General features: G+C 52.0%; 14 protein-coding genes. 5 read left to right on the forward strand and 9 right to left on the reverse strand.

The genetic code is table 11. The annotated features are described in order from the left end of the window. Positions 1-33 precede the first annotated feature (33 nt). Positions 34-1284: a uracil-xanthine permease family protein gene (locus tag L4D19_RS27820; RefSeq protein ID WP_160657520.1), complete on the reverse strand. Its 1251-nt coding sequence runs from the start codon at positions 1282-1284 to the stop codon at positions 34-36. Positions 1285-1638: 354 nt separating this feature from the next. On the opposite strand from L4D19_RS27820, the gene L4D19_RS27825 reads away from it, so the two are divergent. After that, positions 1639-2874, forward strand: a complete 1236-nt coding sequence (locus tag L4D19_RS27825) for a DUF2066 domain-containing protein (protein WP_428455097.1) — start codon at positions 1639-1641, stop codon at positions 2872-2874. A 94-nt stretch (positions 2875-2968) separates the two neighbouring features. Here the strand turns inward: L4D19_RS27825 and L4D19_RS27830 are convergent, their stop codons facing one another. The 4 genes from L4D19_RS27830 to bepA all read right to left on the reverse strand — a co-directional run bounded on the left by L4D19_RS27830 (position 2969) and on the right by bepA (position 5937). Next, on the reverse strand, positions 2969-3397 hold the full coding sequence (locus tag L4D19_RS27830; protein WP_075765002.1) for a DUF2069 domain-containing protein: 429 nt from the start codon (positions 3395-3397) through the stop codon (positions 2969-2971). Positions 3398-3416: 19 nt separating this feature from the next. Beyond that, on the reverse strand, positions 3417-3998 hold the full coding sequence (gene wrbA / locus L4D19_RS27835) for an NAD(P)H:quinone oxidoreductase (RefSeq protein WP_428455098.1): 582 nt from the start codon (positions 3996-3998) through the stop codon (positions 3417-3419). Continuing rightward, a complete protein-coding gene (arsC, locus tag L4D19_RS27840) occupies positions 3998-4348 on the reverse strand; it encodes an arsenate reductase (glutaredoxin) (RefSeq protein WP_428455099.1) in 351 nt (116 codons plus the stop codon). Before arsC ends, wrbA begins: the two co-directional genes overlap by 1 nt. A 134-nt stretch (positions 4349-4482) precedes the next feature. Continuing rightward, on the reverse strand, positions 4483-5937 hold the full coding sequence (bepA, locus tag L4D19_RS27845; protein ID WP_428455100.1) for a beta-barrel assembly-enhancing protease: 1455 nt from the start codon (positions 5935-5937) through the stop codon (positions 4483-4485). 200 nt (positions 5938-6137) lie between these two features. On the opposite strand from bepA, the gene L4D19_RS27850 reads away from it, so the two are divergent. Together L4D19_RS27850 and L4D19_RS27855 are read left to right on the forward strand one after the other, a co-directional pair. Then, positions 6138-6365, forward strand: a complete 228-nt coding sequence (locus L4D19_RS27850; RefSeq protein WP_239410425.1) for a sulfurtransferase TusA family protein — start codon at positions 6138-6140, stop codon at positions 6363-6365. Positions 6366-6372: 7 nt separating this feature from the next. After that, positions 6373-7446: an AI-2E family transporter gene (locus L4D19_RS27855; RefSeq protein ID WP_428455101.1), complete on the forward strand. Its 1074-nt coding sequence runs from the start codon at positions 6373-6375 to the stop codon at positions 7444-7446. A 138-nt stretch (positions 7447-7584) separates the two neighbouring features. On the opposite strand, the gene L4D19_RS27860 is transcribed toward L4D19_RS27855, so the two are convergent. The 3 genes from L4D19_RS27860 to L4D19_RS27870 are packed head-to-tail and all read right to left on the reverse strand — an operon-like array spanning position 7585 to position 10674. Continuing rightward, on the reverse strand, positions 7585-7854 hold the full coding sequence (locus L4D19_RS27860; RefSeq protein WP_428455102.1) for a FeoB-associated Cys-rich membrane protein: 270 nt from the start codon (positions 7852-7854) through the stop codon (positions 7585-7587). After that, the gene (feoB, locus tag L4D19_RS27865; RefSeq protein ID WP_428455103.1) at positions 7854-10409 is read right to left on the reverse strand and encodes a ferrous iron transport protein B; all 2556 of its coding nucleotides are present in this window, start codon (positions 10407-10409) and stop codon (positions 7854-7856) included. Before feoB ends, L4D19_RS27860 begins: the two co-directional genes overlap by 1 nt. A gap of 22 nt (positions 10410-10431) precedes the next feature. Continuing rightward, the gene (locus L4D19_RS27870) at positions 10432-10674 is read right to left on the reverse strand and encodes a FeoA family protein (protein WP_428455120.1); all 243 of its coding nucleotides are present in this window, start codon (positions 10672-10674) and stop codon (positions 10432-10434) included. A gap of 256 nt (positions 10675-10930) precedes the next feature. On the opposite strand from L4D19_RS27870, the gene L4D19_RS27875 reads away from it, so the two are divergent. Continuing rightward, positions 10931-11245, forward strand: a complete 315-nt coding sequence (locus tag L4D19_RS27875) for a hypothetical protein (RefSeq protein WP_428455104.1) — start codon at positions 10931-10933, stop codon at positions 11243-11245. A gap of 49 nt (positions 11246-11294) precedes the next feature. After that, positions 11295-12083, forward strand: a complete 789-nt coding sequence (locus L4D19_RS27880) for a DUF4198 domain-containing protein (RefSeq protein WP_428455105.1) — start codon at positions 11295-11297, stop codon at positions 12081-12083. Positions 12084-12174: 91 nt separating this feature from the next. Here L4D19_RS27880 and bcp read toward each other — a convergent pair whose 3' ends face one another. Continuing rightward, positions 12175-12645, reverse strand: coding sequence for a thioredoxin-dependent thiol peroxidase (gene bcp / locus L4D19_RS27885; protein WP_428455106.1), 471 nt, complete (start codon positions 12643-12645; stop codon positions 12175-12177). Positions 12646-12653 lie beyond the last annotated feature (8 nt).

The raw sequence follows: 12653 nt of genomic DNA on the forward strand, positions 1-12653 counted from the left end.
TTTTTCATGATTGGATATTGTCAGCAGCGCATGTTAGTTGGCTGTGTCTTCTATCTGAGCATTATCGACCACATGGTTTTCCCCCAGGTCGTCCGGCAGAACCAGATTCAGCAAGATAGCTACGATGCCGCACAGGCTGACTCCCTGCAGGCTGAACTCGCCGATGCCAAATGCCATACCACCAATGCCGAAGACCAGCGTGACAGCGACGATCACCAGGTTGCGGGCTTTGTGCAGGTCAACATTGTTTTTGATCAATGTGTTCAGGCCGACTGTGGCAATTGAACCGAACAGCAGGATCATGATACCGCCCATGACAGGAACCGGGATTGTCTGCAGTGCAGAACCTAGCTTGCCAACGAATGCCAGTACCAGTGCAGTTACCGCAGCCCAGGTCATAATCACAGGGTTAAATGCCTTGGTCAGCATCACCGCACCGGTCACTTCTGAGTAGGTGGTATTCGGTGGCGCGCCAAACATAGAGGCTGCAATGGTCGCAACCCCGTCACCAGCCATTGTGCGGTGCAGGCCGGGCTTTTTCAGGTAGTCCTTACCGGTTACGTTGGAGATAGCCAGCATATCACCGACGTGCTCTACCGCCGGGGCGATGGCGACCGGGATCATAAAGAGAATGGCGTTGATATTGAACTCCGGGAAAGTGAAGTTTGGCAGAGCCAGCCAGCTTGCCTGAGCAACCGGAGTAAAGTCGACAACACCAAATCCAAGGCTCACGCAGTAACCGGCGACAATCCCTCCCATGATAGGGATCAGCTTCAGGAATCCTTTGGCGAAAACGCTCAGTGCGATGGTTACCAGCAGAGAGATACTTGAAATCCACAGTGCTGCATTACCGTCAATGAGCTGAACGGCACCGTCCCCGGTTTTGCCCAAAGCCATGTTGACAGCTACAGGTGCCAGACCCAGGCCGATAACCATAATCACAGGTCCGACAACAACAGGCGGAAGGAGTTTATGAATAATACCTACCCCGCGGACTTTGATGACCGCGCCCATGCAGACATAGATAACCCCAGCCATCATCAGGCCGCCCATCGTACCGGGAACGCCCCAGGTCTGGACGCCGTACATAATAGGAGCAATAAAAGCAAAAGAGGAAGCAAGGAAGATAGGAACGGAACGTTTGGTGATGACTTGAAAGAGGAGGGTACCAATACCTGCGCCGAAGAGCGCAACACTAGGATCTAACCCCGTAAGCAACGGAACCAGAACCAACGCACCAAATGCAACGAATAGCATCTGTGCACCTTGTAGTACCTGCATCATTATACTTTTCCACCCTGTCTGAAAAAAAAATCGCGCAATGCTAGCACGGGTGTAATCGTTTGCCTATCTGCTTTTTGCTTAAGTTATCATTTGCAACAAAGTCTTGCTGCTTTTGTGATCTCTGGTTGATTTTGTTGTAATGATTACATTTGATGATGACTAAAAGCGTATTTATATAGCACCTTGGTACTGAGATATCGCCTAAATAAGTTGCTAGAACGGCACAAGGCAAGCGGAAGCGATAGTCAATCCAATAAATATCAGATAGTCTGGGATTTTGTGGCAGTTGCAGTTGCCGATACTGGCTCGTTCATTTTATGATCGGGGAATAACTAAGTGATTAATGAGTTTTCTATGTTGCGTTTTGCTCTACTACTGTTTGCTTTAATGGCCCTGCCGCTTAAAGCGGCAACGGTAACCAATTTATATCAGGCAGAGGTGGCGTTGCCTGACACGGATAAACAGTCGGAAAAAAAAGCCCGTGAGGAAGCGCTGGAGCAGGTACTGATTAAAGTGTCAGGCCAGAGCACAATTACTCAGAATGAGATTATTCGCAAGGCGCTGTCGAACAGCAGCCCGTATGTGAGCCAGTTTGGCTACGGTAGCCAAGATGGGCAGCAGACACTGGAGCTGACCTTCGACCGATCCCGGATCCGCAACCTGCTGACCCAGGCCAATGCCACGCTATGGAGCGAGCAGCGTCCGAGTGTGCTGGTCTGGATGGTGAATGATGCGAATCGTAGTCGTGACATCATCTGGGATCAGTCAGGAAACAGTTTCGAGCCGCAACTGAAAAATGCGGCGGATAACCGAGGCGTCCCGGTTATGATGCCGATCGGAGATTTTGAAGACGTAACGGCAATCAACATCCCGGATATCTGGGGCGGCTTTGTTCAGCCGATTGCCGGAGCAAGTGCCCGCTATCAGCCTGATGCTGTATTGGTTGTCCGAGTGCGCCAGCAGGCAGATAATAATGTCCAACTGGGCTGGCAACTGTTTGCCGACAAGCCAGAGTATCTAGTGTCATCGCAAGTTGCACCAGCAGAGGGCCGGGCGGCAGGCATATCAGCCGACGCGCTGACAGAGATGATGAATCAGGTTGCCGATCAGCTGGCAGGCAAATATGCCGTGCAGCTAGGAGGTGCCAGCGACGGCGAGTATGCGATTCAGGTTGCCAACATTCAGTCGACAGAAGATTTCTTTGCCCTGGAGCGTATGCTGACCAACCTGACCTCAGTGGCGTCGGTCAATGCCAGCAAGCTTAAAGGGGATACCGTGATCTTTGGGGTGAACTTGCTGAGTTCTGAGATGGCATTTCAGCGTGAGCTAAGCCAGGATCGTCGTTTGACCTCGCAACCTGCCGATAACGGCTATACGGTTGCTGCTGAGTCTGAGACCGGATTGGTTGAGACGACTGAGCCGCAAGACGCTGTTGTTGGAGAAGACGTTGTTGGGGAGAGTGTTGCTAAAGAAGTGCCGCTGAGCGCCGAGCCAACAGCTGATGTGCCCCAGGATCCACAGGCTGTCGATGTAACGGCAACCATGATGCCAGCACTTAGCCAAGTTAATCAGTATTACTGGCAGCCTTAAGGTGCGTTAGGCGTATCTCTTGATGTAGCGAGTTGACGAAATGCGGTGGTATTCCACCGCATTTTTGTTTGTGTACGGTTCGTTCCCGGAGAGGCTATTTCTTATCGCCGTGGTTCTCTCTTTCTTCCTTCTCAACCTGCGACAGCTTCTTCAGCTTGATACCCAGTTCTCTGCCTCTATGACGGGCAAAAAGAATATTGGAAACGAATGCCCAGGAGGTGATCCCCAGCTCGACAAGTGCCAGCAGGCGCTCACCGCCGTCGATCCAAAGAATGGTCAGGGCATGTAGGAAGTAGAGCATCAGGATGAAATTTGCCCATGCGTGGGTATAGGGCCTGCCCTCAAGGATCCCCTTTAGCGGGAACAGCATGGGCAATACCCACATGCCGGCCAGAACAAAGCTGTTCAGGTGCGGATGGGGGGAAAGAGTACTTTGCCATACGCCCACCCACAAAATGAGAGAGAGGTTGGCGATTAAGGCGGAATAGCGCAAATTCTGAGTCGATTTGCTCATTGCTGTCATACGGTTGTCCTTCACTTAGTCATGCAAGCTTGATTGCCGCCTCGGCAAGCCGCTTGCCCAATGCCTGGGCAAGCGCTGATTCGTCGTTGTCTAGAACCTTCTGCCGGCCATGGCTAAGGTGCGAGGCACCGTAAGGCGTCCCTCCCGAGCGGGTCGTATGCAGCAGAGGTTCAGAGTACGGGATGCCGACAATCAGCATACCGTGATGTAACAACGGCAGCATCATTGACTGCAGCGTGGTCTCCTGGCCTCCGTGCATGGATGAGGAGGAGGTAAAGACACAGCCCGGTTTTCCTATCAAGGTTCCGGAAAGCCAGTGGCTGCTGGTACTGTCGATAAAGTGTTTTAGCGGCGCGGCCATATTGCCAAACCGAACCGGACTGCCCATGGCCAGTCCCGAGCAGGCCTTGAGGTCATCCAGGGTTACAACAGGATCGCCCTTTGCCGGGGCGCCGACGAGTGCTCCCTGGCTATCAAGATCTTTCACTGTTCTCAAGATGGCCTCGCAACCGTCAACCTGCTCGATCCCACGGCCAATATGGCGTGCCAGCTGCTGGGTGCCTCCATGGCGGCTGTAGTAGAGCACCAGGATTTTATGCATTACAGAATGTCCAGCACTTGCTCAGGCGGGCGGCCCATTGCTGCCTTGTCACCTTTGACGACAATCGGACGCTCGATAAGCTTCGGATTCTCGGCCATCGCTTCAAACAGTTGCTGTTCGGTAACACTTTCTTCGCCGAGGGACAGCTCTTTGTAGATGGCTTCCTTGGTACGCATCATGTCACGCGCCGAGCTATAGCCCAGCTGGCTTAGCAGGACTTTAAGCTGGTCGACACTCGGAGTTTGCTCAAGGTATTTGACCACGTCTGGAGTGATCCCATTTTCTTCAAGCAGTGCCAGAGTCTGGCGGCTTTTCGAGCAGCGAGGGTTGTGATAGATAGTAACTGACATGATTTCTCCCAATTGATATTTTGCCATTTGCTGTAGCCTGAGTGAGCTGTCAGGTTAGCAGAATGGAGAATTTATGTTGCAGTCCTATTGTAGAGGAACTGCAACCCGGAAGAAAAGCAAAGAGGCTAACAGGATCAGAGATTTGCGACGCGAGCGCGGGCAAGGCGAAGCTGATCGATCCGTGCGTCGTAACGCGCCTGATCCAGCGAGTCAACCTCGACCAGTTGACTAGCCTGAATATAATGCTGAATCGCCTTGTCCCATTGACCGCGCAGTGCCATTAGCTCGGCACGAGACGCCAGCTCGGCATCACGGCGACCGTTGTCGGCATAGGCCTGTGCCAGCATGTGCCAGCCGTTGGTGTCGTTTGTATTGTCGTAGGTGTAGCGTGTCAGGATTGAAATGCTCTCGGTACTGCGGCCAGCCTTCTGAAGGGCATGGGCGAGATTGAGGCGAAGTACCTTATTGTTGGGATTATCTTTCAGCGCTTTTTCGAGGCGCGTAATGGCTTGGTCGTATTTTTTCTCGTAGAGATCAAGATCGGTCGCCGAATCGATATAGAAGCGGTTGCTCGGCTCGGCTGCCAGCAAAGGATCCAGCAGCTCATGGGCCTGCTGGTATTTGCCGGAATCGATATGTACCAGCGCCTTGCCGTAATTGAGGGCGTTCTTCTGCTGCGCATTGGCTTTTTTCAGCTGACGGTTGAACCAGTCCAGAGCAGCTTCGCTATCGATCCCCGCATAGCGGGCGACAATTCGTGCCCGCGCATGCTGGTAGCGTTCGGAGGTACTAACTCGCTTGGCCGGGAACTGGTTGGCCCGGCTACGGGAATCCGAGATACGAGATTCAGGCAATGGGTGAGTCAGCAGCATCGCGGGAGGTGTACTGGCATAGCGGTATTGATCGGCCAGGCGGCCAAAGAAACGGGGCATGGCCTGAACGTTGAAGCCGGATTTCGCCAGGGTAGCAATACCGATACGGTCGGCTTCTTTTTCGTTGCTGCGGGTATAGTTGATCTGCCCCTGGGCTGATGCCGCCGTCGTGGCATGTATGGCGGCGATCCCGGCTTCGGGCGAGGCGATGGCCAGCATCAGGGAACCTATGAGCGCGGCCATGGTGGCCGGCGACTTCTTAGCCTGATCTTCCATGCTTCGTGCAAGGTGGCGTTGGGTAATATGGGCGATTTCGTGGGCAACGACCGAGGCAAGCTCACTTTCAGATTGAGCATGTAAGAACAGACCGCTATGGATAGCGACATGGCCGCCAAAGAAAGCAAAGGCGTTGATTTCACGATTCTGGATCATGAAAAAGTTAAACGGTGTGCGAACATCATTGGCATTGGCGACCAGGCGATGGCCGAGATCCTGGATGTATTCCGATAGCAACGGGTCGCTGATCACCGGCATGCTGGCACGCAGCATCCGCATATAAGCGTCACCGTATTCCATTTCTTTCTCGATGGTCAGCGTAGAGGCTGCCGTGGTTCCAATTTCCGGCAGCGCATTAAAGTTTTCGGCCTGAGCAGTAAAGCTCGAGCTCAGCAGGGCGCTGACTAAGAGATAGGTTGGAGCTTTGGCAAATCGAAACATGTTAATAATACAACCGCCTTTGTGAAAATAGGTTCCTTTCCTGTTTGGCCGATAACTTGGAACTATCAAAATAGCTAAATTATTCCTGAACAGGTATAACTTACAAAGAATATGACAACGAAAGCTGCAACAGGTTTCTTTTTTGTCGCACCGATGTCATTTACAATACTCCGATGGATAATAACTGTCAGCATACCGGAATGGAAACCCCATCGCTCAATTTGACTTCAGAACGTTGCCCTATGGCACTTTTATTGGCTAAGCGAGCAACCAAGGAGCTCTGTTGCGGGCAGCGCCTGAAAATTCATATTTCTGATCAGGGCGCCAGACAAGATATTCCCCGTTACTTGTTAAACCACGGGTTTGACATTGAACAGCAGGCTGCTTGTCCGCAAGAGCTTGTAATTATCGTGACCAAAAGGCAGTAAAGATTTTATGCTGGACATGCTAAACCGCTGGTATAAGCGGAGATTTTCAGACCCCCACGCCGTGAGCCTCGTTGCCATTCTATTAGCTGGCTTTTTGACCATATACTTTTTTGGCAACCTGATCGCCCCTCTGCTGGTGGCAATAGTTCTGGCATATTTGCTGGAGTGGCCCGTTATGCGGCTGACCCGGTTAGGGCTGCCGCGCTCAATCGCCGTGATGGTGGTATTGCTGCTCTTTGTCGGGTTGATGGTGATGGCAGTCTTCGGTCTGGTGCCGACGATCTGGCATCAGGTCGGCAATCTGATTGCCGACGTGCCGAACATGTTCAATGGCCTGCAGCAGTATGTCTCCAGCCTGCCCGAGCGTTATCCTGATTTTTTCCAGCCGCATCAGGTCGGCACCTTTATGAACACGCTACGCGAGAATGTGCTGGGTATGGGTGAAAGTGTGGTTAAGAGCTCTCTGTCCTCTCTGGTGAGCCTTGCTACCCTGGCTGTATATCTGATCCTTGTACCCCTGCTGGTTTTTTTCTTGCTGAAAGATAAAGAAGAAATGCTGGAAACCCTGAGTGGCCTGTTGCCGAAGAACCGCCGTCTGGCCAGCAAGGTGGGCGTCGAGATGAACCAGCAGATCTCGAACTATATTCGCGGCAAGGTGACGGAAATATTCATTGTCGGTATTGTCAGCTACATCACTTTTGCGGTCATGGATTTGCGTTATGCCGTGCTGTTGGGTGTACTGGTGGGCTTTTCGGTACTGATCCCGTACATCGGGGCGGCAGCTGTGACCTTGCCGGTTGCCATGGTCGGTCTGTTTCAGTGGGGGATCAGCCCGGACTTCTGGTGGCTGCTGGTAGCATACGGCATAATCCAGGCACTTGATGGTAACGTATTGGTTCCTATTCTTTTTTCTGAGGCGGTAAATTTGCATCCGGTTGCCATCATTGTTGCCGTACTGGTGTTTGGTGGCCTGTGGGGATTCTGGGGCGTATTTTTTGCGATTCCTTTGGCCACCCTGGTCAAGGCTGTGTGGAACGCCTTGCCGTCGACTAGCCTCGAGGATGAGGAAATCACGGAGTAGCCCAGCTCTCTGTCTACGAATTGCGTTTAAAAAAGCCAGTCGATATAGTCGACTGGCTTTTTTGCGTAGAGTGCCAAGTAGTTACCCCTGGAGCCGTAACAGCCTGTTGCTTTGTTGAGCGGCTGGGGCTAACGATTTTTACGGCGCAGAAGAGCCGGTGGGCTTATCACTGTCTTCGTCCATAGGACGAATCGTTGCGATAGTGCCTATCTGGCGGCATTGAGGCTGCCGGGCTGGTTTGTCGCAGCGGTTGCAGCCGTCACAACGCCCCTTGTTTTTCCATAGCCTGATATAGAGATAAAACAGTGCGGCGATGATAACAAGACCGACGATAGCAAGATCGCCCCACCCGGAAGGGGCGGCGAGATCTGGCAATACCGGTGCAGTGGACGTTGTGTTTGTCGTCATTAGATCACTCCATGGCTATCTTGTGGTGTAGTGGGAATGGCTGGTTTTTGCTTGCGCCGAAAGACCGGATACAGTCCGACCAGTAGCAGCAGAGCAAGGCCGCTAAAGTAGACGCCACTCATCATGGTGATACCGGAAATGCCCAGCGCCATACCCAGGCTATAGGTGGTACTGGATACGCCGAGCCCTAATGCCGTCGGGAACAACAGAGCCAGCAACATCCAGCGGTATTGTCCGGTCTGAACACGAACCATAATCATTGTGGCAAGGCACGGCGGGTACAGGGCAAAGAACAGGATCATCGAAACGGCAGTCAGCGATGTCAGGTTATTGCCCTGATCGCCCATGCGTTCCTCTAGCGTGGTGTTTTGATCATCCTCCTGCTGGAACAGCACCCCTAGCGTGGCCACGCTGCTCTCGCGGGCAGCAAAAGAGGACAGTAGGGCGACATTAATCTTCCAGTCGAATCCAGCGAAGTGGGTGACAGGCTCCAGAGAGCGGCCGATTGAACCCAGCAGTGAATGGCTCAGGCGCTCTTCTTTGATTTCTCGGCGGATTGATTTGCGTGCTTTGGCCAATTTGCGTAGTGCCCGGTTGGCTTTCTTCGCCAGCTTGTCGCCTTTCGGCGCTTTGACGAAGGGGAAAAATTCAGGGCTGCGCTGCTTGAATGTCTCGTTGACTGCTCTTGAGGCTGTCGCCCCTTTGGCATTGAGTTTGGCACGCTTGAAGTCATTGTAGTAATTCATCAGCGAAACCAGCTGCTCGCCCTGAGCCAGTTCAAGGTAAGGGTTATTGTTCATGGCTTTGTTGAAGCGGCTGATGGCTTGCTCGGAGCGTTGCTGATAGAAGGCGCTCCGGTCTTCCGGCAAGCCTGGGTATTGTAGCAGGGTGAAGATCACGACTGATACCGCAACAACAATGGTGCCGACCTTCTTGATATAGATCCAGGTACGCTCGACCGAGCGGGTCAGGACGGACCGGACGGTTGGCAAGTTATAGCGAGGAAGCTCGATAACAAACGGCGCACTTTCTTCACCGCGCAGCACCGTCACAGAAAGCAGCTTGGCAACCAGCAGCGCCGCAATGATGGTCATGGTCGAGATGTAGAACATCATCAACGCTTTGTCCTGCTCGAAGAATATCCCGACCAGCAGGGCATACAGCGGGACTTTGGCCAGACAGTTCATAAATGGCACTGTCAGGATCGTTGCCATTCTTGCTCGGTGATCCGGTATGCCCTTGGTCGCCATGATGCCTGGTACGGCACAGCCACCGGCGAAAACACCACTTAGGATCAGCGGTAGCGTACTCTGACCATGGAGACCGAACCGGTGCAGGATCTTGTCGACGACAAAGGCAATACGCGCCATATATCCGGAATCTTCCAGGATCGCGATCAGGGCGAACAGAATGATAAAGATAGGCACATAATTCAGCAGCGTATTGGCCGAGTCGACGATCCACAAGCCCAGTGAGCGGGTATAGGGATCAAACAGGAACCCGGCTTCAGGCAACAGGGCGGCTACCCACTCCCTCATGGCGGCAAGATACGGCCAGGTATAATTGGTCAGCTCGTAACCCTGCACGATCGCCAGCTGGTAGATCAGAAATACTGTCATGATCAGAAACACAGGTGCCAGGAAGCGATTGAGCACCAGCTTGTCAATCTTCTGGGACAGAGTCGGTCCCTGATTGGGGCTGACGGTAACCGTCGCCATGATCAGCGACTGGACAAATGCTTCCCGCTGGGCGGCGATATAGTCATTGATGCTGGTGTCGTGCTGCTGTTCGAACCGGGTACGCAGATCGACAAGGAGATTTTGCAGCGAGAGCAGCTGTTCGTCAGATACCCGGGCGGCGAGCCTGCCGATAAGCTGGGCATCATTTTCCAGCAGTTTTAGCTTTAACCAACGGTATGGCAACTGGACGATTTGAGCGGTCAGCGGTGCAAGGGCGCTATCTAGCTCGGCCATCGCGGCGGTTAATGCCGGGTAGTAGGGCTGGCTTTCGTGTCTGGTGTTGTCTGCATTCTCTACAGAGCCTGAATGCGTCCCGGAGGATGTGCGGGCCTGGATCAGCTCGCACAGCTCCGAGCGGCCTTCCCCTTTGCGTCCGATCGTCGTTACGACCGGAACGGCAAGTCGCTGGCTCAGGGTATCCGTATCTATTGTGATTCCTTCCCGGTCGGCAACATCCATCATGTTCAGGGCGAGTACGGTTGGGCATTCCATTTCAAGTAGCTGAACGGTGAGATGTAGTGATCGCTTCAGGTTGGCTGCATCGACCACGTTGATCACCAGATCAGGGTTTTCGTCACAGAGAAAGTCCCGCGCCACCCGCTCCTCGAGAGAGAATGACGACAAGCTGTAGGTACCGGGCAAGTCAACCGCCTGATAGGACTGGTTATTATGGCTGAAGTAGCCGTACTTCTTGTCGACGGTGACACCGGGATAGTTCGCTATGTGCTGCCTGGCACCGGTAAGCAGGTTGAACAGGGTTGATTTACCGGCATTTTGTTGGCCGGACAGAGCAACCAGCGGAGTTCTGTTTGTCATTGTTTGGTTCCTTGTTCCGGCATTACACCGTTTCTGTCGGAGTGGCCGAGGTGACTTCAATGCTTGACGCTTCCGCACGGCGCAGAGAGACGTGGGTGTTGTCTATTTTGATCTCGATGGGATCGCCCAGAGGAGCACTTCTGACCATGGTGACTTGGGCCTGCGGCATGATGCCTAAATCCATCAGGCGTTGTCTTATCACTCCCGTTGCGTGATGACGGAGAACAACAACGGTCTGATTCGGTAGGGTATCGTTCAATGTCATAAATACTGCTCGCAAATTGTTGAAAAGGAATAATTTTTCTAAAATTGATCGTAAATATTATTTATATAAATCAATAACTTTCAAGCTAAATGAGAATAGTTATCACTGTTTTTGATTTAGCTCAATAAAAGTATCAATAAGAAAGATTCTTATTTCGGTTGCTGATATCTTTCTTCTCGTATTCAATTCGCTGCTCATTTGCGTCGTATCTATAAATCGCAATAGGCATCGCTAACAATAAAGATCAGGTCATTACATGAATAGAAAACAACTATCGTTCGCGCTCATGTTATCCATGATGCCGATGGCAAGTATGGCGCATACTCCATTGTGTTCCTGCTACGACAATGGTGATGGCACAGTATTATGTGAGGGAGGCTTCTCCGACGGGTCTTCCGCTGCGGGTGTTGAGCTTGCTGTTGTCGATGCCAATGGTAACAAGCTGCTAGACGGCGCGATGAACGAGGACAGCGAGTTTGAGTTCGACAAGCCTGCAGGCGACTACAAGGTACAGTTTAATGCTGGACCGGGCCATCTGGTTGAAATTTCAAGCGAAGATATTACCGAATAATACGCAGTCATGAGGCTTGGCCTCTAAGTATCAATAGGAACAAAAAATAATGAAAAAGACACTTCTTACTTCACTTGGTGTTGCCGCTTTGGCTGTTTCTGGTGCGGCAAACGCTCACTTCCAGCTGGTGTACACGCCGGATGTGATTGTTGAAAAGCCGACGAATCTGGATATGAAACTTGTATTTGGTCATCCAATGGAAAACGGTCATGTCATGGACATGGACAAACCGGAACAGTTTTTCGTTCAGTTTAAAGACAAGCGTATTGATTTGATGGACAAGCTGAAGTCTATCAGCTGGACAGGCCCTGATAATAAGGCAAAAGCTTACCAGGCTGACTTCAAAGTGAAGCGTAACGGTGATTACGTCTTTGCGGTTGTTCCGGCACCTTACTATGAGAAAGGCGAAGACATCTACATTCAGCAAATCACCAAGTCATATGTGAACAAAGGCGGCCTGCCAACAGGTTGGGAGCAGCCATTGGAGCTGGCTACCGAGATTGTTCCGCTGAACAAGCCTTACCAGGTTTTCGCTGGCGGTACCTTTACCGGTCAACTGCTGAGCGAAGGCAAACCAGCACCGGGTGTCGAGTGTGAGATTGAGTACATCAACACAGATATCGACATGAAGGGCAATGCATTCGGTAAAGAGAACTACCGTGAAGCGCCGGAAACCGCGATTGTTGCGATCACAGATCAAGACGGCGAATTTACGTTTGGTATTCCGAAAGCCGGCGTTTGGGGCTTTGCGTGTCTGGGTTCAGGCCCAGCGACAGAGCACAAAGGCAAGGAACTTTCTCAGGATGCGGTTATCTGGGTGAATGCTCAGGAACTGTAAGCTCATTCTTGCAGGCTTAATCGTTTTCTAGATTCAAGCTCCCTAGGTTTACCCTGAGGGAGCTTGTCTAATAAATTTTCTATTCAACAGGTTACGCGTTGTCGCTAAAGTAGTTAAGCACTACTTCGTGGTGATCTTTGGTCTTGAACTTGTTGAATACATGTTCAATGACACCATCTTCGTTGATCAGAAAACTGATGCGGTGCAGACCGTCATAAACCTTCCCCATGAATTTCTTCTCGCCCCAGACACCAAACTGATCTGCCACAGCGTGGTCTTCGTCAGATAGCAGGGTGAAGTTCAGGTTATCGCGCTCGATAAACTTCGGCAGTCGTTTGACAGGGTCAATACTGATCCCCAGTACCACAATGTTCAGTGCGTCCAGCTCCGCCTTGCTGTCGCGCAAGCCGCAGGCCTGAACTGTACAGCCCGGGGTCATGGCCTTGGGATAAAAGTAAGCAAGTACTTTCTTACCTTTGAAGTCTGCCAGGCTGACAGGCTGGCTATCTTGGTTGAGCAGTGTGAAGGCTGGCGCAGGCGTACCGGCGGTCAAAGTCTTCATATATATTT

This window comes from Photobacterium kasasachensis (assembly GCF_050336885.1).
Lineage (GTDB): Bacteria > Pseudomonadota > Gammaproteobacteria > Enterobacterales > Vibrionaceae > Photobacterium > Photobacterium kasasachensis.

What these genes read in the sequence shown, in the direction of transcription:
- bcp (WP_428455106.1), bottom strand. Translation starts at nt 12,645, where the DNA reads ATGAAGACTTTGACCGCCGGTACGCCTGCGCCAGCCTTCACACTGCTC.
- L4D19_RS27855 (WP_428455101.1), top strand. Translation starts at nt 6,373, where the DNA reads ATGCTGGACATGCTAAACCGCTGGTATAAGCGGAGATTTTCAGACCCC.
- L4D19_RS27850 (WP_239410425.1), top strand. Translation starts at nt 6,138, where the DNA reads ATGGAAACCCCATCGCTCAATTTGACTTCAGAACGTTGCCCTATGGCA.
- arsC (WP_428455099.1), bottom strand. Translation starts at nt 4,348, where the DNA reads ATGTCAGTTACTATCTATCACAACCCTCGCTGCTCGAAAAGCCGCCAG.
- L4D19_RS27880 (WP_428455105.1), top strand. Translation starts at nt 11,295, where the DNA reads ATGAAAAAGACACTTCTTACTTCACTTGGTGTTGCCGCTTTGGCTGTT.
- L4D19_RS27875 (WP_428455104.1), top strand. Translation starts at nt 10,931, where the DNA reads ATGAATAGAAAACAACTATCGTTCGCGCTCATGTTATCCATGATGCCG.
- L4D19_RS27825 (WP_428455097.1), top strand. Translation starts at nt 1,639, where the DNA reads ATGTTGCGTTTTGCTCTACTACTGTTTGCTTTAATGGCCCTGCCGCTT.
- L4D19_RS27870 (WP_428455120.1), bottom strand. Translation starts at nt 10,674, where the DNA reads ATGACATTGAACGATACCCTACCGAATCAGACCGTTGTTGTTCTCCGT.
- feoB (WP_428455103.1), bottom strand. Translation starts at nt 10,409, where the DNA reads ATGACAAACAGAACTCCGCTGGTTGCTCTGTCCGGCCAACAAAATGCC.
- wrbA (WP_428455098.1), bottom strand. Translation starts at nt 3,998, where the DNA reads ATGCATAAAATCCTGGTGCTCTACTACAGCCGCCATGGAGGCACCCAG.
- L4D19_RS27830 (WP_075765002.1), bottom strand. Translation starts at nt 3,397, where the DNA reads ATGACAGCAATGAGCAAATCGACTCAGAATTTGCGCTATTCCGCCTTA.
- L4D19_RS27820 (WP_160657520.1), bottom strand. Translation starts at nt 1,284, where the DNA reads ATGATGCAGGTACTACAAGGTGCACAGATGCTATTCGTTGCATTTGGT.
- bepA (WP_428455100.1), bottom strand. Translation starts at nt 5,937, where the DNA reads ATGTTTCGATTTGCCAAAGCTCCAACCTATCTCTTAGTCAGCGCCCTG.
- L4D19_RS27860 (WP_428455102.1), bottom strand. Translation starts at nt 7,854, where the DNA reads ATGACGACAAACACAACGTCCACTGCACCGGTATTGCCAGATCTCGCC.